The following is a 17,844-nucleotide window of genomic DNA, read 5'->3' as shown; positions in this document are numbered from 1 at the left end:
CGAGAGCTTAAATTAACGCTGTAGCCGTGTAACAGACTGTCTAACAAATGCCGCGAAAAGCTCAATATTTTCAAGGACGTAAGCGTCAAGTCGAAAGACGCTCTCGCCGCCATCTTCAAGTGGTAAGGGCGATCAGATCTCGGGGAAATTGGAGGCAGCAGCGGACCTGCGACTTGCTCAACGCTCCGCTTCTGAGATGAGGTTGGGATCCGATGGCATTGAGCGAATAGAGCGATATCCGGGAACCGAACCAATCCACAGAAATATTTTGTTGGTATTTTTGTTGGCTATCCCTGCTCTTGTGTGGGTGTCAACTATTTGGAAACAAAGCCAGATTTCCTTCGCTTCGAATCCGCCTCTGGGCACCATTTTCCATGGCAATTGCTTAACGGTCCGACAGACGTTTCGTTGGACTTTGCCGGAAAATGCACGAGGGCGCAGATAAATTCGACTTGGTCCAGGACACGGAAGGATAGTCGTGCCTTTTTGGAAATCGCACAAGAAATATAGCGCAGGAACGTGGGACGATCGGCTCGATGGATTATTTTCATGCGGGGTAAACTACTCCGGTAAGACGATCCTTGATGTTGGCTGCAATATGGGCATCGTCGCTTATGAAATCGCCAAACGCAGACCGGCCTACATCCACGGCATTGACGTTCTGAAGCCACACACCCGCGTGGCGCGTTCTATCTTTCTAGGATCGAACGTAGAAAGTCGATTTGACACCATGAGTCTTGGGAGTGGAAAGCTTCAATCTGTTCTAAATGATCGTTACGATATCGTTCTTCTTCTCGCTGTGTACCAGCATGTCCGCAGGGGATTGGGTCAGGAGGAGGCCGATCGCATCTTCATCGACATCATTAACCGCACTCAGACGATTGTGGCGCGAGTTCCCGACGAAGACGACATCCGTCTTCAGTCTCTAATCGAGGGTGCCGGGTTCACCTTATCTGATCGCCACAAGTCGCCACGCGGCAGTACAGTTCTGGCTTACCATCGCCACTAGACCGGGCGGACGGCGATTACCTGCGCGACTCACGCACCAGTCGCATTTCCCGCGCCTATCGGCAAAATCACGTGACCTGAGCACATCATTGCGGCTTCGCCCCGCGAAACGTCTTTGCTCGCGTTGGGCGGATGACGGATTTGATTTGCTTGGTGATCCTCTATCCTTAGGGCAAACTGCCTGCTGGGGCTCTAGGAGGCGAAATGAGAGCACGCGCAGCAACGGTTGGAGATCTGGAAGCTCTTTTCCGTGATCTGTCCAAGCGGATATCGGACGAATACGCCGCGGCCGGCAAGGACAGCAAGATCGCCTACGACAATCTGATGATGAACTTGAAAGAAGGCCGTGCTCACGCGCTTGTCCAGGGCGAAAAGACCGTGGCGATCATTGCGTGGCACGAGCATAGCGACGCTGCTGATACGCTGTTCGCCGCACAGGAGGATTTCTTCAGTGCCGCGACCGTTCGCTTCTGCAAGCGGCACATCCGCCATATCCAGGCGCTCGCCGGCAACCTCCCCATTCATTCGCGCAGCTGGCTCCAGAGACCGGACGTCGCAAAATGGTTTCGGATAATCGGCTATGTCGAGCGAGGCCAGGAGAATGGCGCCAACCTGTTCGAACTGCCGCCGGCTCCGGCCGCATAAGAAACCCAGGCGTGTTGCAAAACGCTGCCTTTGAGTTCCGGCGGTGCCGCGCTCACGACGGTGTGCCAAAAAGGCCCGCCGCTCCATTTGCGAAGCGGCGAGGCCCCATATTTGGGGACAACTTCCGGGCTGTTGCCCAGCATTGCCTACCGTGCAATTCAGGTGCCAGACGACTGACCCATAATGGGTCACCGCACCGGGAAGCGCGAACCATCCTTCCGCGATCACACCACTGCCAATACCGCGCAATTCCTGTTATATTTCCTTGCGGCGGACCTGATTTCCGCCTGGCCGGCGCCCATCAGGCAACCTACCCCAACGCCCCCCCAAAGTGGCGCCGGCCAACTTCGCCGCTGACCAATCTTCGCCACCGACAACGTCGAGCACGCCGTTGCGAGGGCGAGGCCTGCGCGCGATCGTCAGGCCCGATAGTCAGGGGCAGCGGTTCGAAGCCGCCTCCAGAGCGGCGGACTTTCAAGTCGGAACGCCCGGCTGCGATTCCAATCCGACAGATCGCCTGGAATGACAGGACGATCCGACATAAATCCAAAAAACCGGTAGCAAGCTGCGGCCAGAAAGTGTTGAAGACGGTGCCGATCGCATTGAACGCGGCGCGATCCAGTTGCGCTCGGCAACGCTTGATGATTTGTTGCCGCTTCAAGGAGAATGAATGATGCGCGAGCCTGTCGGTCAAGACGAATATGGGTCGGCCAACCCCTTCGACCCGGACGACCTGACGACGTTGAACGTGATGGGCCCGGGTGTGGCCAGCAACGATTTCGAGAAATACGCGGTCGCCGTGATCATCGTGTTCGGCGCCCTCGTCATTGGCGGCTTGATGGCCGCAACCCTGGCCTTGGGCCATCGCAACGGCTTCCTGTACGCGCTTGGCGGCGCCACTGCGGCGTGGATATCCGGAAATGCGCTTCTGCTCGATCGGCCGCGTATCTATGCCTTGTTCGTCGGCATCGCGGCGGTGATGCTGATTGCGTCCACCATAACGCTGGTCATCTGATGGTCTGCCGATATTTAGATGATGCCGGCCTGCGAATGGCGGTCTCCTGCGCTTCCGGTACTCGCGTACCGAAAGTACGCTCCGTTCCGGTTCTCGGAAACCACGCAGTCTGGTCGCTTCGCGCCCGTCTTCGACTCCGGCTCGGCCTGACCTGAATCTCAACAGACCCGGGGCGCACGAAACTTAATATCCGATCGCCTCGCCGGATGCGGCGCGGCTGTCGATAGCGCCGTTGTAGCGGGCGCCGCCGCCCTTCTCGATCTCGGCCAGGCTCTTGCCGCCGACCAGGATGCCGGCCGCCTGGCCCCAGGTCGCCTCGGTGACATCGAGGTGGTAGCCCATGCCGGCAAGCAGCTTTTCGGTATCGGGCGACAGGCCGAACGGTTCGATATAGACCGTGTCTGGCAGCCACTGGTGGTGGATGCGCGGCGCGTCGATCGCCTCCTGGATGTTCATGCCATGATCGACAACGTTGACGATCGCTTCCAGCGTGATGGTGATGATGCGCGAGCCGCCGGGGCTGCCGATGACCATGAACGGCTTGCCGTCTTTGGCCACGATGGTCGGGCTCATCGACGACAGCGGCGTCTTCCTCGGCTCGATCGCATTCGCCTCGCCCTGTACGAGGCCGTAGAGATTGGGCACGCCCGGCTTCTGGGTGAAATCGTCCATCTCGTTGTTGAGCAGGATGCCGGTGCCGTCGGCGACGACGCCGGCGCCGAACGAGCCGTTCAGCGTGTAGGTCACCGCGACGGCGTTGCCGTCATTGTCGACGATCGAATAATGCGTCGTCTCCTGGCTCTCACCAAAGCCCTTCGGCATCAAGTCCTGCGACACCCCGGCCCGGAACGGATCGATCTTTTCGCGGATTTCCTTCGCATAATTCTTGTCGAGCAGTTTTTCGACCGGATTGTCGACGAACTCGGGATCGCCGAGGGCCGAATTGCGGTCGACATAGGCATGGCGCATTGCCTCGACCATGACTTTGACGGTTTCGGCAGAACCCGCGCCGAGATAGGACAGCGGGTAGAATTCCAGTACGTTGAGGATCTCGCAGATGATGGCACCGCCCGAGCTCGGTGGCGGCGAGGAGGTGATCTCATAGCCGCGGTAATTGCAGGTCACCGGCTCGAGCTCGCGGACCGCGTAGTTCTCGAAATCCGCCTTGGCCAGAATGCCGCCCTTCTCCGCGCTGGCCTTAACGATGCCGTCGGCGATCGGTCCTTTGTAGAAGGCATCTCGACCTTGCTCCGAAATCGCTGAGAGCGAGGCGGCGAGATCGGCCTGAACAAGGCGCTCGCCGATGGCATAAGGCTTGCCGTCCGGCTTCAGGAAGATGGCAGCCGCGGCCGGGTCCTTGGCCAGCCGTTCGGCGCCGCCTTCGAGCGAGGCGACATCGCCCTGCTCCAGCACGAAGCCGTCCTTGGCATAGCGGATGGCCGGCGCCATCAAGTCCTGCCGCGGCAGCGTGCCGTATTTTTCCCGTGCCGTTTCAAAACCGGCCACCGAGCCCGGCACGCCGACCGCGAGATAGCCGTCAAGGCTGGCGCCCTTCACCGGCTCGCCGTCCTTGTCGAGATACATGGTCTTCGTCGAGGCGAGCGGCGCCCGCTCGCGGAAATCGAGGAAGGTCGAGCGGCCGTCCTCGAAGCGGATGGTCATGAAGCCGCCACCGCCGATATTGCCGGCGTTCGGATAGACCACAGCCAGCGCATAGCCGACGGCAACCGCCGCATCGACGGCATTGCCGCCTTTCTTCAGCACCTCTACGCCGACTCGCGATGCCAGATGCTGGGCGGTCACCACCATGCCATGCTCGCCCTTCGCCGGCTGCGGCGAGGCGGCGAAGATGGCCGTCATCGGCACAAAGGCGAAGGTGAGGGAAAGACCGACGGCGATTAGGGTGCGGCGGGTGTGGTGCATGGCCGTTCTCCGAGGCGTTGGATGCGCCTAGAAGAAACCGTTGGAGCGGGCGAGTCTACTGCCAAGGGGAGAAAGTTTCCGGAGTCCTTCACGCGCTTTTGCCGGTCCGCTTCGTAAAGCACCGTTGCGCTCTTCCGGTTATTGTCACGGCTGTAACTGTGAGTGTTACAGCGTTGAACGGCAGATTTCGCCCCAGCCACCGAGCATGGTACAAGCGCAAGCATGACTGATCCGAAGCAATTCCAGCTCGACAAATTCAAGGAAGTCGCCCGCGAGCTTGAATGCGACGACCACGAGAAGTGCTTTGACGAGCGGCTCAAGAAGCTGGTAATGCACAAGCCGGTAGAGAAGCCGAAGTGACCGACGAGCAGTTGGTTTTGGTGGCGATTCCATCGCTCGTGGCGATTCTCCTCAATCGCGAACAGCAAAAGGGCTCACCTTGACTGAGGATGAAGTCGTGGCGATCAGGGATAGCGCTGAATGCGTGGCGATGCCCTACGACGTCGCCGCGGAGGTGACGGAGAAGCGCGGCTACGATGACATCAGGCTGGAGAATGCTTGGGAAGACTGGAATGCGATCCGTCCAAGCCTGGGTTTGTAAACGCTACAATCGCCATTGATTTGGGCAATCGCACCGCGACCCGCCTCAGGCGGGTTTTTCGTTTCAGGCCGACATCAAACAATCCCGCCGCCGCCACTCGCAACCGCCGGCCGTTCCGCCGCGACCTTCGCCCGATAGCCGGCCGCCCGGTAGGCGGAGACCGGATCGATGGCGCCGCCCGTGTTCAGCCGCGCCATGGCGAGGATCGGCTCGACATCGGTGCGATAGGCGGCTTTCAGCGTTTGCGTCGCCATCAGCGCGTCATTGGCGTCCTGATAGGCTTCCAGTGCCTTGCGATCGACCAGCAGCGCCTGCACATAGGCGCGCTGCAACTCGACAGCGGACAGCATCAGGCTTTCGATCGGATCGGTGACGTTGTGGCTCTGGTCGAGCATGTGAGCCGGATCAAAACCTTCGGCACCGGAAAGCTCGGCATCGACCAGCTCGTTGAAGACGAGGAACAGCCGGTAAGGATCGATCGAGCCGGCGTCGAGATCGTCGTCGCCATATTTCGAATCGTTGAAATGGAAGCCGCCGAGTTTCTTGAACTGGATCAGCCGCGAGACGATCATCTCGATGTTGACGTTGGGCGCGTGGTGGCCGAGGTCGACCAGGCAGAACGCCTTGTCGCCGAGTTCGGTGGCGATGATGTAGTTGGTGCCCCAATCCTGCACGACCGTCGAATAGAAGGCCGGCTCGTACATCTTGTGCTCGGTGAACAGCTTCCAGTCGTCCGGCAGTCCGGCGTAGATCTCCTTCATCGCGTCGAGATAGCGTTCGAACGCCTTGGCGAAATTGACCTGGCCGGGAAAGTTCGAGCCGTCGCCGATCCATACGGTCAGTGCCTTCGATCCCAGCGTCTTGCCGATCTCGATGCATTCGAGATTGTGCTCGACCGCCTGCCGGCGCGTTGCGGCATCGGCATGCGACAGCGAGCCGAACTTGTAGGAAAGCGCCTGGCCCTTAGCGTCAGAGAACGTGTTCGAATTCATGGAGTCGAAGCCGAGGCCGAAGCGGGAGGCGGCCTGCTTCAGCCGGTTCGGGTCGGCCTTGTCCCATGGAATGTGCAGCGAGACGGTCGGCGTCGCCTGCGTCAACTGCCGGATGACGGCGCAGTCCTCGATCTTGTCGAAAATGTCGCGCGGCTCGCCGGCGCCGGGAAAGCGGGCAAAGCGGGTGCCGCCGGTGCCGACGCCCCAGGACGGGATCGCCACGGCGAATTTTTCGACCTTGTCGCTGATAGCGTCGATGGCGATGCCGCGACGGTCAAGACGCTCACCGAGCGAGTCGTAATCGCGCTTGAGGTCGGCCTCGCGCGCGGCGTTGTCTTTTTCGACGATGTCGGCGGAGATGATTTGTTCCATCGCCCGTCTCCGCTCAGCGCGTGAACGAATGGGCATTGCCCGCGTCGACATTGACGATATTGCCGGTCGACTTGGCCGACATGTCGGACGCGAAGAAATAGATCGCCTCGGCGATGTCTTCGGGGAACACCGAACGCTTCAGCATCGAGCGCGAGCGGTAGTGCTCCTCGAGGTCGTCGGTCGACATCTTGTAGGCGGCGGCGCGCTGTTCCTTCCACTCGCCGGTCCAGATCTTGGAGCCGCGCAGTACGGCGTCGGGATTAACGACATTGACCCTGATCTGCGCTTCCGCGCCCTCCAGCGCCAGGCAGCGCGCCAGATGGATCTCGGCGGCCTTGGCCGTGCAATAGGCGGCGGCGTTGGGCGATGCTGCTAGCCCGTTCTTGGAGGCGACGAAGACGACGTTGCCGCCGATCTTTTGCGCGCGGAAAAGACGGAATGCTTCCCGCGAAACCAGGAAATAGCCTGTCGACAAGATGTCCATGTTCTTGTTCCACAGCGCCAGCGTCGTCTCCTCGATCGGCGCCGAGGTTGCCAGGCCGGCATTCGACACCAGTATATCGATGCCGCCGAACTCGACTGCGGTCTCGGCGAAGCCGGAGATCACCTGGTCCTCTGACGTGACATTGATGACCAGCGGCCGCACGAAATCTTTGCCATAGGCTTTCACCAGCTCGTCATTGGCGCTGGCAAGGGCGGTCTCGTCGATGTCGGCCAGCACGACGCAGGCGCCTTCGCGCAGCAGCCGGTTGGCCGTCGCCCGGCCGATGCCGCCGGCGCCGCCGGTGACCAGCGCGATCTGGCCGGCTAGAGCCTTCGGCTTCGGCAGGCGCTGCAGCTTTGCCTCTTCGAGCAGCCAGTACTCGATGTCGAAGGCTTCCTGCTCGGGCAGCCCGACATAGGTCGAAACCGTCGAGGCGCCGCGCATGACATTGATGGCGTTGACGTAGAATTCCCCCGATATGCGCGCCGTCGCCTTGTCGCCGGCGAAGGTGAACATGCCGACGCCGGGCATCAGATAGACCACGGCGTTCGGATCACGCACCGGTGGCGAATCCACGTGCTTGCAGCGGTCGTAATAAGCCTGATAGCCAACACGATACTCCGCCACATCGTCGGCGAGACGGGCGATGACGGCATCGACGTCGGGATTCTTGGGATCGAATTCGATGACCAGCGGCCGGATCTTGGTGCGCAGGAAATGGTCCGGGCAGGATGTGCCGAGCGCTGCCAGTGGGCGCAAATCCTTCGAATTGACGAATTCGAGCACGGCTGGCGAATCGTCGAAATGGCCAAGCTTGTGGCTTTTCTCCGAAATCAGGCCGCGGATCCTCGGCATCAGCTTTGCCGCCGCGGCGCGACGCGCTGGCGCGTCGAGCGATTTGACGACTTCGCCACCGAAGACCGGCTTCCCTTCAGACTTGCGCTCGAACCAGTCGATCGCCTGGTTTATCACCGAGATCGTCGTCTCGTAGCATTCCTTTGGGGTGTCGCCCCAGGTGAACAGGCCATGGCTTGCCAGGACGACGCCCTTGGCCTCAGGGTTCTCGAGGCAGAATTTTTCCAGCCACAGGCCGAGTTCGAAGCCCGGACGTTTCCACGGCAGCCAGCCGATCGCTTCGCCGAAGATCTCCTTGGTCAGCGCCTTCGAATCCTTGGCGGCGGCAATGGCGATAATGGCGTCGGGATGCATGTGGTCGACATGGGGCTTCGGCACGAATGCGTGCAACGGCGTGTCGATCGAGGCCGCGCGCGGATTGAGGTTGAAGGTGCAGTGGGGCAGATAGCCGACCATTTCGTCTTCATGCTCGAGGCCGCGATAAAGACCCTTCAACGCCCTGAGCTTGTCCATATAGAGCGTGGCGAAGCCGTCGAGCTTGATCGAGGCGCTGTCGCCGCCCGAGCCCTTGACCCACAGCACTTCCATGCTCTCACCGGTGAGCGGATCCTTTTGCCAGATCTTGGAAGAGGTGTTGCCGCCGCCATAGTTGGTGACGCGCTTGTCGGAGCCAAGAACATTCGAGCGATAGACGAGACGTTCCGGCTCGCTCATTGCTTGGGCTTTCGCGTCATCCCAAAGATTGGCGGGGCGCGTGCCGGAGCGCTTGTCGAGCATAGGTAATCCTCCCGTGACGTGAGACGCGCAAACGATGCGGTCAATTGCCACCGCATTGCGGGTCAGCTTTGCTCGAATGTCCACGCAAGCGGCGGCGTTGTCAATCACAAACGATCAAGATTGATCATATTGCACTGCACAATGAAATTATTTGATCGGAAATGATTGACACTGCGCGTTTTGGGTGCCTAGATGCTCGGCAGGAGGAACCATGCACGAGAAAGAGCGCCACAGGATCATTCTGTCCGCCGTCCAGGAAAAGCCTGTGGTGACGGTGCAGGAGCTGGTCGACCTGACGGACTCGTCCGAGGCGACGATCCGGCGCGACATCGCCGCATTGCATGTGCAAAAGCGCCTGCGCCGCGTGCGCGGCGGCGCCGAGGCGATCACGCCACCGCAGTTCATCGGCCTTGCCGGCCGGCCTTTTTCCGTCAACGAGACGATCAACGCTTCGCAGAAGCGGGCGATCGCGCGGGACGCCGTGGAACTCTGCAAGGACGGCGAGCCGATCATCATCAATGGCGGCACCACCACCTTCCAGATGGTGCATTTCCTGACCGGCCGCCGGATGCCGATCTTCACCAATTCCTTTCCGATCGCCGAGCACCTGCTCAAGCACTCCAAGAACACCGTGATGCTGTCGGGCGGCACCATCTACCGCGAGCAGAACATCATCCTGTCGCCCTTCGAGAATGACGTGACGCGCAATTTCTATGCGCGCCGCATGTTCATGGGCGCGCAAGGGCTCGGGCCACTCGGCTTGATGGAAGGCGACCCGCTGCTGATCCAGGCCGAACAGAAACTGATCGATCAGGCCGACGAACTGGTGGTGCTGGTCGACTCGTCGAAGTTCAGAAAACGCTCGAGCCTGATCCTGTGCGGCCTGTCGCGCATCGCGACCGTCATTACCGACGACGGCATCGAGGACCGCGAGGCCAAGATGTTGGAGGCCGCCGGTGTGACGCTGGTCGTCGCCCGCACAACGCTGGGCAATAAGGAAGAATCTTCGCTGCAGGCCTGAGGCCCGCAGCGGCGATGGAATGCAACACTCAAGGGAGGATATTCGATGAGCTTTCTGAAGAAACTGATGGTTACGGCGGCGTTCTCCGCCGCCATGTTCGTGAATGCCGCCTGTGCCGAGAACGTCAAGATCGCACTGGTGGTGAAGTCGCTCGGCAATGGCTTCTTCGATGCCGCCAACAAGGGCGCCGAAGAGGCGGCCAAGGAACTCGGCGACGTCGATATCATCTACACCGGCCCGACCAAGGCGACCGCCGAAGCGCAGATCGAGGTGATCAATTCGCTGATCGCCCAGAAGGTCAACGCCATCGCCATTTCGGCCAATGACGCCGACGCGCTGGTGCCGGCGCTGAAGAAGGCGATGGATCGCGGCATCACCGTCATCTCGTGGGATTCAGGCGTCGCTCCGGAAGGTCGCCAGCTCCACCTCAACCCCTCGGACACCAGCCTGATCGGCGAGACCATCATCAAGCTTGCCGCCGACTACCTGCCGGAAGGCGGCGACGTCGCCATCCTGTCGGCTTCGTCCACCGCGACCAACCAGAACGCCTGGATCGACGCGGCCAAGAAGGTGCTGCCGGAGAAATTTCCCAAGATCAACCTCGTCGCCACCGTTTACGGCGACGACGACTCGGCCAAGAGCACGGACGAAGCCAAGGGCCTTTTGAAGTCCTATCCGAACCTCAAAGCGATCATCGCACCGACCACGGTCGGCGTCGTTGCCGCCGCTCAGGTGGTGACCGACCAAGCCCTGATCGGCAAGGTCAACGTCACCGGCCTGGCGCTGCCGTCGGAGTTCAAGAAGTTCATCGACAACGGTGCCAGCCAAGCGGTCGCGCTGTGGAACCCGATCGACCTCGGCTACTCGGCCGTCTACCTCGCCCATGATTTGGCGGTGAAGAAGGAAGAAGCCAAGCCGGGTGCGACGCTGTCGATCGGCCGCGTCGGCAAGGTCACGCTCGACGACACCAATTCGGCTGCGATGGCTCCGCCCTTCAAGTTCGACAAGTCGAACATCGAAGAATTCTCCAAGATCTACTGATCCTGGAGCCCTTCAAGCCGGCGCGGCGGGGCAGAGGTTCCGCCGCGTCCTCAAACGGACCTGCTGCAGGGCTTGATACGACTATGGACACGACAGCCCAACTCAACCCGACGACCGAGCAGCCTTTGGCTCCGGCTCCGCGGCTGACCCTGTCCGGCATCTCGAAGAGTTTTCCCGGCGTGCGCGCGCTGCATGATGTCAGCCTGTCGCTCTATCCCGGCCAGGTGACCGCTCTGATCGGCGAGAACGGCGCCGGCAAGTCGACGCTGGTCAAAATCATGACCGGCATCTACCAGCCCGATGCGGGCACCATCAGCATAGACGGCCAAGCCGTCACCTTGCCCAGCGCTCATGCCGCCTTCGGGCACGGCATCACCGCCATCCACCAGGAAACCGTGCTGTTCGACGACCTGACGGTGGCCGAGAATATCTTTCTCGGCCATGCGCCGCGGTCGCGCTTCGGCACCATCGACTGGCGCACCATGCGCAAGAATGCCCGTGAAGTATTGAACACCATGGGTGCCGGCCACATTGACGCCGACGCGCGGCTGAAGGACCTCGGTATCGCCAACAAGCACCTCGTGGCAGTCGCCCGCGCCATGTCGATCGATGCCCAGATCGTCATCATGGACGAGCCGACCGCAGCGCTGTCGCTGAAGGAGATCGAAGAGCTCTTTTTGCTCATCGAATTCCTGAAGAGCGAAGGCAAGGCGATCCTGTTCATCAGCCACAAGTTCGACGAGATCTACCGCATTGCCGACCGCTATACGGTGTTCCGCGACGGCGAAATGGTCGGCGAAGGCCTGATCAGGGATGCCGGCCAGAGCCAGATCGTGCGCATGATGGTCGGCCGCGCAGTCGATCACATTTTTCCGCAGCGGAAGGCCGAGATCGGCGCGCCGGTGCTCACTGTCTCCGGCCTGTCGCATCCAACCGAGTTCGACGACATCGGCTTCGAGCTGCACAAGGGTGAAATCCTCGGCTTCTACGGCCTCGTCGGCGCCGGCCGCAGCGAGGTGATGCAGGCGATATCAGGCATCACCCGCGCCAGCAGCGGCACGATCATGCTGGAAGGCGAACAGATCGTGCCGAAATCGGCGGCGGATTCGATCGATGCCGGCATCGTCTATGTGCCTGAAGAGCGCGGCAAGCAAGGCGTGGTGATCGGCCTGCCGATCTTCCAGAATATCTCGCTGCCCTCACTCAAGCGCATGTCCAAATCAGGCGTGTTGCGGCTCGCCGAGGAGTTCGCACTGGCCCGTTCCTATACCGAGCGGCTCGATTTGCGCGCCTCGTCGCTCAGCCAGGATGTCGGCACGCTGTCGGGCGGCAACCAGCAGAAGATCGTCATCGCCAAATGGCTGGCGACAGCCCCCAAAGTGATCATCCTCGACGAGCCGACCAAGGGCATCGACATCGGCTCCAAGGCCGCCGTGCACGGCTTCATGGCCGAGCTCGTCGCGCAAGGTCTGTCAGTGATCATGGTGTCGTCCGAACTGCCCGAAATCCTCGGCATGTCCGACCGCGTCGTCGTCATGCGAGAGGGGCGCATTGCTACGGTCTACGACAACAAGGGGCTCGACGCGGAAACGCTGGTCAAGACGGCAGCGGGGATCGCAGCATGAAGGCTCTTCCTAGATATCGCGAAGTCTGGCTTCTCGCCGCCATCGTCGTGCTGATCGGGCTGATCTCCCTGCGCTTTCCGGGCTTTGCCAATCCGGCCAATCTGCGCCAGGTGTTCAACGACACCTCGATCCTGACGATCCTGGCGCTGGGTCAGATGGTTGTCATTCTGACCCGCTCGATCGACCTGTCGATGGCGTCCAATCTCTGCTTCACCGGCATGGTAGTGGCGATGCTGAACGCCGCGCATCCGGCAATCCCGATCCCGCTGCTGATCGTCATCGCACTGCTAGTCGGACTGGTGCTCGGCGTGATCAACGGCCTGCTGGTATGGCGGCTGAACATCCCGTCAATCGTGGTGACGCTCGGCACGCTGACCATCTACCGCGGCGCCACCTTCGTCATCTCCGGCGGCGCCTGGGTCAATGCCGACCAGATGAGCCCTGAGTTCATCGGCCTGCAGCGCGCGGCCTTTCTCGGCATCCCGGTCCTGTCGTGGATCGCCATATTGGTCGTCGCCTTGTTCTTCCTCGTGATGACGCGAACGGCGCTCGGCCGCTCGATCTACGCCATCGGCGTCAATCCGACGGCGTCGGTCTATGCCGGCATCGATGTCGGCCGCACCAAGTTCATCGTCTTCTGCATCTCGGGGATGGCCGCCGGTCTCTGCGGTTATCTCTGGATTTCGCGCTACGTCATCGCCTCGGTCGAGGTCGCCAATGGCTACGAGCTCAACATCATCGCCGCCTGCGTCATCGGCGGCATCTCGATCGCCGGCGGCATCGGCTCGGTCGGCGGCGCACTGCTCGGTGCGCTGTTCCTCGGCATCATCTCCAATGCGCTGCCGGTCATCAACATCTCGCCCTTCTGGCAGATGGCGATCTCGGGCAGCGCCATCATCCTGGCCGTGGTGCTCAATGCGCGCGGCGAACGCCGGCAAGGCCGCATCATCCTCAAAAAGGCGGAAGCGGCATGACCGACACCCCAGCCCGACGCCACATTCCCAACCGGCTCGACAAGCCGCTCAACGCGGCGATCTTCTCATGGGAGGCGCTGCTGGTCGCAGTGGCAGTCGCCATCTTTGCCGTCAACAGCTTCGCCTCGCCCTATTTCCTCGACGCGTGGTCGCTGTCTGACCTGACCTTCAACTTCACCGAGAAGGCACTGATCGCGCTTGCCATGGCGCTGCTGATCATTTCCGGCGAGATCGACCTGTCGGTCGCCGCCATCATTGCGCTGGCCTCGACGATGATGGGCATGGCGGTGCAGGCCGGCGCCGGCACGCCGGTGCTGGTGGCGATCGGCATCGTGGTCGGGCTTGGCTGCGGCGCCTTTAACGGGCTGCTCGTCACCAGGCTGGGATTGCCGTCGATCGTCGTTACCATCGGCACGATGAGCCTGTTTCGCGGCATCGCCTTCATCGTCCTCGGCGACCAGGCCTACAAGGGCTATCCCCCGAGCTTCGCCTTCTTCGGCCAAGGCTATGTCTGGTGGGTGGTGTCGTTCGAACTGACGCTGCTCCTCGTCGCGGCGGTCGTCTACTGGTTCCTACTGCACCGGACGAGCTTCGGCCGCCGCGTCTTCGCCATCGGCAACAACCCGGTTGCGGCGCAGTTTTCCGGCGTGCGCGTCGGCCGCATCAAGTTCATCCTGTTCTGCCTGACCGGCTTGATGGCCGGCATCGCCTCGGTGCTGATCACCTCGCGGCTCGGCTCGACCCGACCGTCGATCGCGCAAGGCTACGAATTGGAAGTCATCACCATGGTGGTGCTTGGTGGCGTCAGCATCCTGGGCGGCGCCGGCAGCATTCTGGGTGTTGTGCTCGCCGCCTTCATCATGGGGCTGGTGACTTTTGGCTTGGGGCTGCTCAACGTGCCCGGCATCGTCATGTCGATCTTCATCGGCCTGCTGCTGATCATCGTCATCGCGCTGCCGATCGTCTGGCGGCGGGTGCGTCGGGAGCGTTTCACCTGATGGCCGAAAAATACGCGTTCAAGATGAAGCTCAATCCGGGCATGAAGGCCGAATACAAAAGGCGCCATGACGACATCTGGCTGTCGCTGGTGGCGCTGTTGAAGCAGGCAGGCGTTTTCGACTATTCGATCCATCTCGACGAAGAGACCAACACCTTGTTCGGCGTGCTGTGGCGGCGTGACGACCACGGCATGGATGAATTGCCGAAGCACCCAGTGATACAGCGCTGGTGGGCTGAAATGGCCGACATCATGGAGACCAAGCCTGATAACGAGCCGGTGGCGGTGCCGCTGGAAACCATGTTCCATATGGAATGACACACCACGTCGCCGTCATCGATATCGGCAAGACCAATGCCAAGGTAGCACTGGTCGATCTCGCCGACATGCGCGAAGTCGCGCTGCGCCGCATGGCGAATGCGCCCGTTGCCGACGGTCCCTACCCGCACCACGATGTCGAGCTTTTGTGGTCGTTCATCGTCGACAGCCTCGCCGGGATTAATCGCGAACAGCGCATCGACACGATATCGATCACCGCCCATGGCGCGACGGGCGTGCTGGTGGACGCTGCCGGCGAGCTGGCGCTGCCGGTGCTCGACTATGAATTCACCGGGCCCGGCGCCCTTGCCCAGGACTATGACGCGATCCGTCCGGCCTTTGCCGAGACGGGCACGCCGCGCCTGCCGGTCGGCCTCAATCTCGGCGCGCAGTTCTTCTGGCAGCAGAGGAACTTCCCGGCGGAGTTCGCCGAGGCCGCCGCGATCCTGATGTATCCGCAATACTGGGCTTTTCGCCTCACCGGCGTCGCCGCCAACGAGGTGACCTCGCTCGGCTGCCACACCGATCTGTGGAACCCATGGAAAGCGGATTTTTCGTCACTCGTCGACCGGATGCAATGGCGCGGCCTGATGGCGCCGGTGCGGCCGGCCAAGGACCGCCTTGGCCCAATCTTGCCCGCCCTTGCCAAGGGAACCGGGCTCGATCCGCAGACGCCGGTGTTTTGCGGCTTGCATGATTCCAATGCCTCGCTGCTGCCGCATCTCCTGTCCGACAGACCGCCCTTCTCGGTCGTCTCGACCGGCACCTGGGTGGTGTCGATGGCCGTCGGCGGCAACAAGATCGCGCTCGATCCGGCGCGCGACACGCTGGTCAACGTCAATGCGCTCGGTGATCCGGTGCCATCGGCGCGCTTCATGGGGGGTCGCGAATTTTCACGGCTGACAGAAGGCCAATCGGAAGGCTGGACCGAAGAGGATGTCGCCACAGTGCTCGCTGGGAAGACATCCCTGCTGCCTTCGACCCAACAAGGTTCGGGGCCGTTCCCGCATCACGCCGCCGCATGGCTCGACGCCGACGGCATAAACAACGGCCAGCGCTTTGCCGCCATCTCTTTCTACCTGGCGCTGATGACCGCGACCTGCCTCGATCTGATCGGTGCCGACGGTCCGATCATCGTCGAGGGCCCGTTCGCCCGCAACCGGCTTTTCACGCAGATGCTGGCTGCAGCGACGGCGCGTGCCGTCATTGCGTCCGAGGCTGCGACCGGGACCAGCATCGGCGCTGCCTTGCTGGCGTCGGACCAAAGAACGGTCCACGGCAAAGGCGAAGGGATGGAACCGCCGGCCGACCCAGCCTGGGCGGATTATGCGCGCTCATGGCGCGCGGCGGTCGACGCGCGGGGCTGATCACAAAATCCGCTTGCCGAAAGCCGACATGACGAAGTTGACGGTGTCTATCGCAATCCGCGGTTCCAAACCTTCTGTCAGGCCGGAAACATCCATCGACAACAGCCCGCCGGACAGCGCGATGGCCTCCATCGCCTGATGCGTTTCGCGCACCGTGATGCCGCCGGAGCCAGCCGCCCAGCCGGCGAATTCGGTCACCTCAGGCGAATAGCTGACATGGAAGCCTTGCGTGCCGGAGGTGGCGATGCGGATCGCCTCGTGCATCAGGTCGCGCATGCCCATGGCGTCGATGTCGGTCATGGTGAAGGCGGAGACGCGCGAATCCTTCAGCACCCGGGCCTCGGCCGGATCGGCATGGCGCAGCCCGACGATGACGACGTTTTCCGGCGACAGCTGGGGCTGCAACGCGCCGGGCTTGTGATCGAGGCCGAGCGCCCGCGCCAGCACCGAACGTTCCGGCAGATCGATGCCGTCCTCGTCCTCGGGCATCAGCGCAGCGATGGAATCGATCCAGATCAGGCCAAACGAGTGTGTCGCCCGCGCGGTCATCGTCAGCGCCTTGTGGGCGATGCGCCGGTCACTCCCGGCGGTGAGCCGGACCAGGCCGGAAGGCGGCCGCTCGATATCGGCCAGCTCGACGACATCGAAATTCATCGCCTCCAGCCGGGCGCCGGTCGCTTCCCTGGCGAGGATGCCGGCGGCCGCTGGTTCGGCTGTGATCTGCACCATCTTGCGGCCGGAGAAATCCTCGACATCGTGCATCGGGGCCTTTTCGACATATTCCGAGGTCATCGCCAACAGCATGGCGCCATAGCTCATGCGGAAGGCGACACGGTCGCCGACGGCGGGTGGCGGGTCGGCGTCGGTTACATCGAGGAGCAGATGATCGCTGGAGGCGCCGAGCACCCGCACGCCCTTGGCAATCGGCGTCAAACCTTCGATCAAAACGTCCTCGCGGCCGATATTGGCGATGGCGCGCAACCTGTCGCCCTCGTCGGGAAACACCGGCTGGTTGCCGAAAGCGTCGTAGCCTGATTGGCCGATCGGCCGCGACGGCTTCAGCTTGACCTCGATGATGTCGCTGGTCAGGCGGCAGGCATCGGGTTCCAGTTCGGCCCACGGCGTCTCGCGGAAGGTTTCGACGCCACCCTGCAGGATTGCTTCGCCGACCCGCAGATTGTTGATGCCGGCGGGCAGCCTGCCTTCGAGCAGCAGCGTCAGTGACGATGACGCCCCGCCTGATATCCAGTCGAGCCTTGCGCCGGACAGACGCTCGGCCTTGTAGGCATGGGCGACAAGTTGCCCAAGATTTTCCTCCGTCGGCATGATGGCGCCGAAGCAGCCGAGATTGGTGCCGATGCCGGCGATGCGCACGCCCTTGAGTGCCAGTATCTGCTCGACAGTGGGCACGAGATCGTTCGGCCAGATGCCTTCCCTGAGGTCGCCAAGATCGATCATCAGCATGATGTCGTGGACGCGGCCCATGCGCGCGGCGATACGCGACAGCTCGCGGATGGTGGCGAGTTCGGATTGCAGGCTGATGTCGACGGTGCGGACCACCTCCTCGACGCGCGCCATCGGCGGGCTGCGCAGCAGCATGATCGGCGCATTGATGCCGCTGTCGCGCAGGCGGCGGATGTTTTCGAAGCGCGATTCAGCGATGCCGGCGACGCCGCCGCGCAGCATGGCTCGCGCCACCTGCGGCATGCCGCAAGTTCCCTTGGTGACGCCGAAGACCTTGATGCCGGACAGGGCGCAGCGGTCGACGATCGTGCGTGCATTGCGCTCGATGCGGCCAAGGTCGATGGCGACTTGCGGTCCGGACATGA

General features: G+C 62.0%; 16 protein-coding genes. 12 read left to right on the top strand and 4 right to left on the bottom strand.

The genetic code is table 11. The features are described 5' to 3' along the window. Window positions 1-478: 478 nt before the first annotated feature. The 3 genes from CIT31_RS00635 (at window position 479) to CIT31_RS00625 (ending at window position 2,668) form a co-directional block, all read left to right on the top strand. Complete coding sequence (locus CIT31_RS00635) at window positions 479-1,009, top strand: class I SAM-dependent methyltransferase (protein ID WP_133116098.1); 531 nt, start codon at window positions 479-481, stop codon at window positions 1,007-1,009. A gap of 203 nt (window positions 1,010-1,212) precedes the next feature. Continuing rightward, on the top strand, window positions 1,213-1,653 hold the full coding sequence (locus tag CIT31_RS00630; protein WP_029356736.1) for a hypothetical protein: 441 nt from the start codon (window positions 1,213-1,215) through the stop codon (window positions 1,651-1,653). A 670-nt stretch (window positions 1,654-2,323) separates the two neighbouring features. Then, window positions 2,324-2,668, top strand: a complete 345-nt coding sequence (locus CIT31_RS00625) for a hypothetical protein (RefSeq protein ID WP_065005814.1) — start codon at window positions 2,324-2,326, stop codon at window positions 2,666-2,668. A 183-nt stretch (window positions 2,669-2,851) separates the two neighbouring features. On the opposite strand, the gene ggt is transcribed toward CIT31_RS00625, so the two are convergent. After that, window positions 2,852-4,591, bottom strand: a complete 1,740-nt coding sequence (gene ggt / locus CIT31_RS00620) for a gamma-glutamyltransferase (RefSeq protein WP_095517085.1) — start codon at window positions 4,589-4,591, stop codon at window positions 2,852-2,854. Between the two features lie 222 nt (window positions 4,592-4,813). Between ggt and CIT31_RS34035 the strand changes: the two genes are divergently transcribed. Further along, complete coding sequence (locus CIT31_RS34035; RefSeq protein WP_165778314.1) at window positions 4,814-4,951, top strand: hypothetical protein; 138 nt, start codon at window positions 4,814-4,816, stop codon at window positions 4,949-4,951. A 97-nt stretch (window positions 4,952-5,048) separates the two neighbouring features. Beyond that, window positions 5,049-5,192 carry a hypothetical protein gene (locus tag CIT31_RS34565; protein ID WP_206073307.1) on the top strand — a complete coding sequence of 48 codons (144 nt, stop codon included), beginning with the start codon at window positions 5,049-5,051 and terminating at the stop codon, window positions 5,190-5,192. Window positions 5,193-5,266: 74 nt separating this feature from the next. Here CIT31_RS34565 and rhaI read toward each other — a convergent pair whose 3' ends face one another. Further along, window positions 5,267-6,556, bottom strand: a complete 1,290-nt coding sequence (gene rhaI, locus CIT31_RS00610; protein WP_095517084.1) for an L-rhamnose catabolism isomerase — start codon at window positions 6,554-6,556, stop codon at window positions 5,267-5,269. A gap of 13 nt (window positions 6,557-6,569) precedes the next feature. Beyond that, a complete protein-coding gene (locus CIT31_RS00605; RefSeq protein WP_095517083.1) occupies window positions 6,570-8,672 on the bottom strand; it encodes a bifunctional rhamnulose-1-phosphate aldolase/short-chain dehydrogenase in 2,103 nt (700 codons plus the stop codon). A 211-nt stretch (window positions 8,673-8,883) separates the two neighbouring features. Between CIT31_RS00605 and CIT31_RS00600 the strand changes: the two genes are divergently transcribed. The 7 genes from CIT31_RS00600 (at window position 8,884) to CIT31_RS00570 (ending at window position 16,015) form a co-directional block, all read left to right on the top strand. Further along, window positions 8,884-9,693, top strand: coding sequence for a DeoR/GlpR family DNA-binding transcription regulator (locus tag CIT31_RS00600; RefSeq protein WP_095517082.1), 810 nt, complete (start codon window positions 8,884-8,886; stop codon window positions 9,691-9,693). Window positions 9,694-9,738: 45 nt separating this feature from the next. Beyond that, complete coding sequence (gene rhaS, locus CIT31_RS00595; protein WP_095517081.1) at window positions 9,739-10,734, top strand: rhamnose ABC transporter substrate-binding protein; 996 nt, start codon at window positions 9,739-9,741, stop codon at window positions 10,732-10,734. Window positions 10,735-10,817: 83 nt separating this feature from the next. Beyond that, window positions 10,818-12,359 carry a sugar ABC transporter ATP-binding protein gene (locus tag CIT31_RS00590; protein ID WP_095517080.1) on the top strand — a complete coding sequence of 514 codons (1,542 nt, stop codon included), beginning with the start codon at window positions 10,818-10,820 and terminating at the stop codon, window positions 12,357-12,359. After that, a complete protein-coding gene (locus CIT31_RS00585; protein WP_095517079.1) occupies window positions 12,356-13,333 on the top strand; it encodes an ABC transporter permease in 978 nt (325 codons plus the stop codon). The genes CIT31_RS00590 and CIT31_RS00585 overlap by 4 nt, the downstream gene beginning before the upstream one ends. After that, window positions 13,330-14,331, top strand: a complete 1,002-nt coding sequence (locus CIT31_RS00580; protein WP_095517078.1) for an ABC transporter permease — start codon at window positions 13,330-13,332, stop codon at window positions 14,329-14,331. The genes CIT31_RS00585 and CIT31_RS00580 overlap by 4 nt, the downstream gene beginning before the upstream one ends. Further along, a complete protein-coding gene (gene rhaM, locus CIT31_RS00575) occupies window positions 14,331-14,648 on the top strand; it encodes an L-rhamnose mutarotase (RefSeq protein ID WP_095517077.1) in 318 nt (105 codons plus the stop codon). Before CIT31_RS00580 ends, rhaM begins: the two co-directional genes overlap by 1 nt. Next, the gene (locus tag CIT31_RS00570; protein ID WP_095517076.1) at window positions 14,645-16,015 is read left to right on the top strand and encodes an FGGY-family carbohydrate kinase; all 1,371 of its coding nucleotides are present in this window, start codon (window positions 14,645-14,647) and stop codon (window positions 16,013-16,015) included. The genes rhaM and CIT31_RS00570 overlap by 4 nt, the downstream gene beginning before the upstream one ends. Here CIT31_RS00570 and CIT31_RS00565 read toward each other — a convergent pair whose 3' ends face one another. Further along, window positions 16,016-17,842 carry an alanine racemase gene (locus CIT31_RS00565; RefSeq protein WP_095517075.1) on the bottom strand — a complete coding sequence of 609 codons (1,827 nt, stop codon included), beginning with the start codon at window positions 17,840-17,842 and terminating at the stop codon, window positions 16,016-16,018. Window positions 17,843-17,844: the final 2 nt, after the last annotated feature.

It is taken from the genome of Mesorhizobium wenxiniae (assembly GCF_002284535.1).
GTDB classification, from domain to species: Bacteria; Pseudomonadota; Alphaproteobacteria; order Rhizobiales; family Rhizobiaceae; genus Mesorhizobium; species Mesorhizobium wenxiniae.
This window is presented reverse-complemented; position numbering and strand designations above follow the sequence as displayed.

Excerpts from the sequence above, each read along its gene's own strand:
- ggt (WP_095517085.1), bottom strand. The coding sequence starts at position 4,591 with ATGCACCACACCCGCCGCACCCTAATCGCCGTCGGTCTTTCCCTCACC.
- CIT31_RS00600 (WP_095517082.1), top strand. The coding sequence starts at position 8,884 with ATGCACGAGAAAGAGCGCCACAGGATCATTCTGTCCGCCGTCCAGGAA.
- CIT31_RS00565 (WP_095517075.1), bottom strand. The coding sequence starts at position 17,842 with ATGTCCGGACCGCAAGTCGCCATCGACCTTGGCCGCATCGAGCGCAAT.
- rhaM (WP_095517077.1), top strand. The coding sequence starts at position 14,331 with ATGGCCGAAAAATACGCGTTCAAGATGAAGCTCAATCCGGGCATGAAG.
- CIT31_RS00570 (WP_095517076.1), top strand. The coding sequence starts at position 14,645 with ATGACACACCACGTCGCCGTCATCGATATCGGCAAGACCAATGCCAAG.
- CIT31_RS00605 (WP_095517083.1), bottom strand. The coding sequence starts at position 8,672 with ATGCTCGACAAGCGCTCCGGCACGCGCCCCGCCAATCTTTGGGATGAC.
- CIT31_RS00630 (WP_029356736.1), top strand. The coding sequence starts at position 1,213 with ATGAGAGCACGCGCAGCAACGGTTGGAGATCTGGAAGCTCTTTTCCGT.
- rhaS (WP_095517081.1), top strand. The coding sequence starts at position 9,739 with ATGAGCTTTCTGAAGAAACTGATGGTTACGGCGGCGTTCTCCGCCGCC.
- CIT31_RS00580 (WP_095517078.1), top strand. The coding sequence starts at position 13,330 with ATGACCGACACCCCAGCCCGACGCCACATTCCCAACCGGCTCGACAAG.
- CIT31_RS00590 (WP_095517080.1), top strand. The coding sequence starts at position 10,818 with ATGGACACGACAGCCCAACTCAACCCGACGACCGAGCAGCCTTTGGCT.
- CIT31_RS00585 (WP_095517079.1), top strand. The coding sequence starts at position 12,356 with ATGAAGGCTCTTCCTAGATATCGCGAAGTCTGGCTTCTCGCCGCCATC.
- rhaI (WP_095517084.1), bottom strand. The coding sequence starts at position 6,556 with ATGGAACAAATCATCTCCGCCGACATCGTCGAAAAAGACAACGCCGCG.
- CIT31_RS00625 (WP_065005814.1), top strand. The coding sequence starts at position 2,324 with ATGATGCGCGAGCCTGTCGGTCAAGACGAATATGGGTCGGCCAACCCC.
- CIT31_RS34035 (WP_165778314.1), top strand. The coding sequence starts at position 4,814 with ATGACTGATCCGAAGCAATTCCAGCTCGACAAATTCAAGGAAGTCGCC.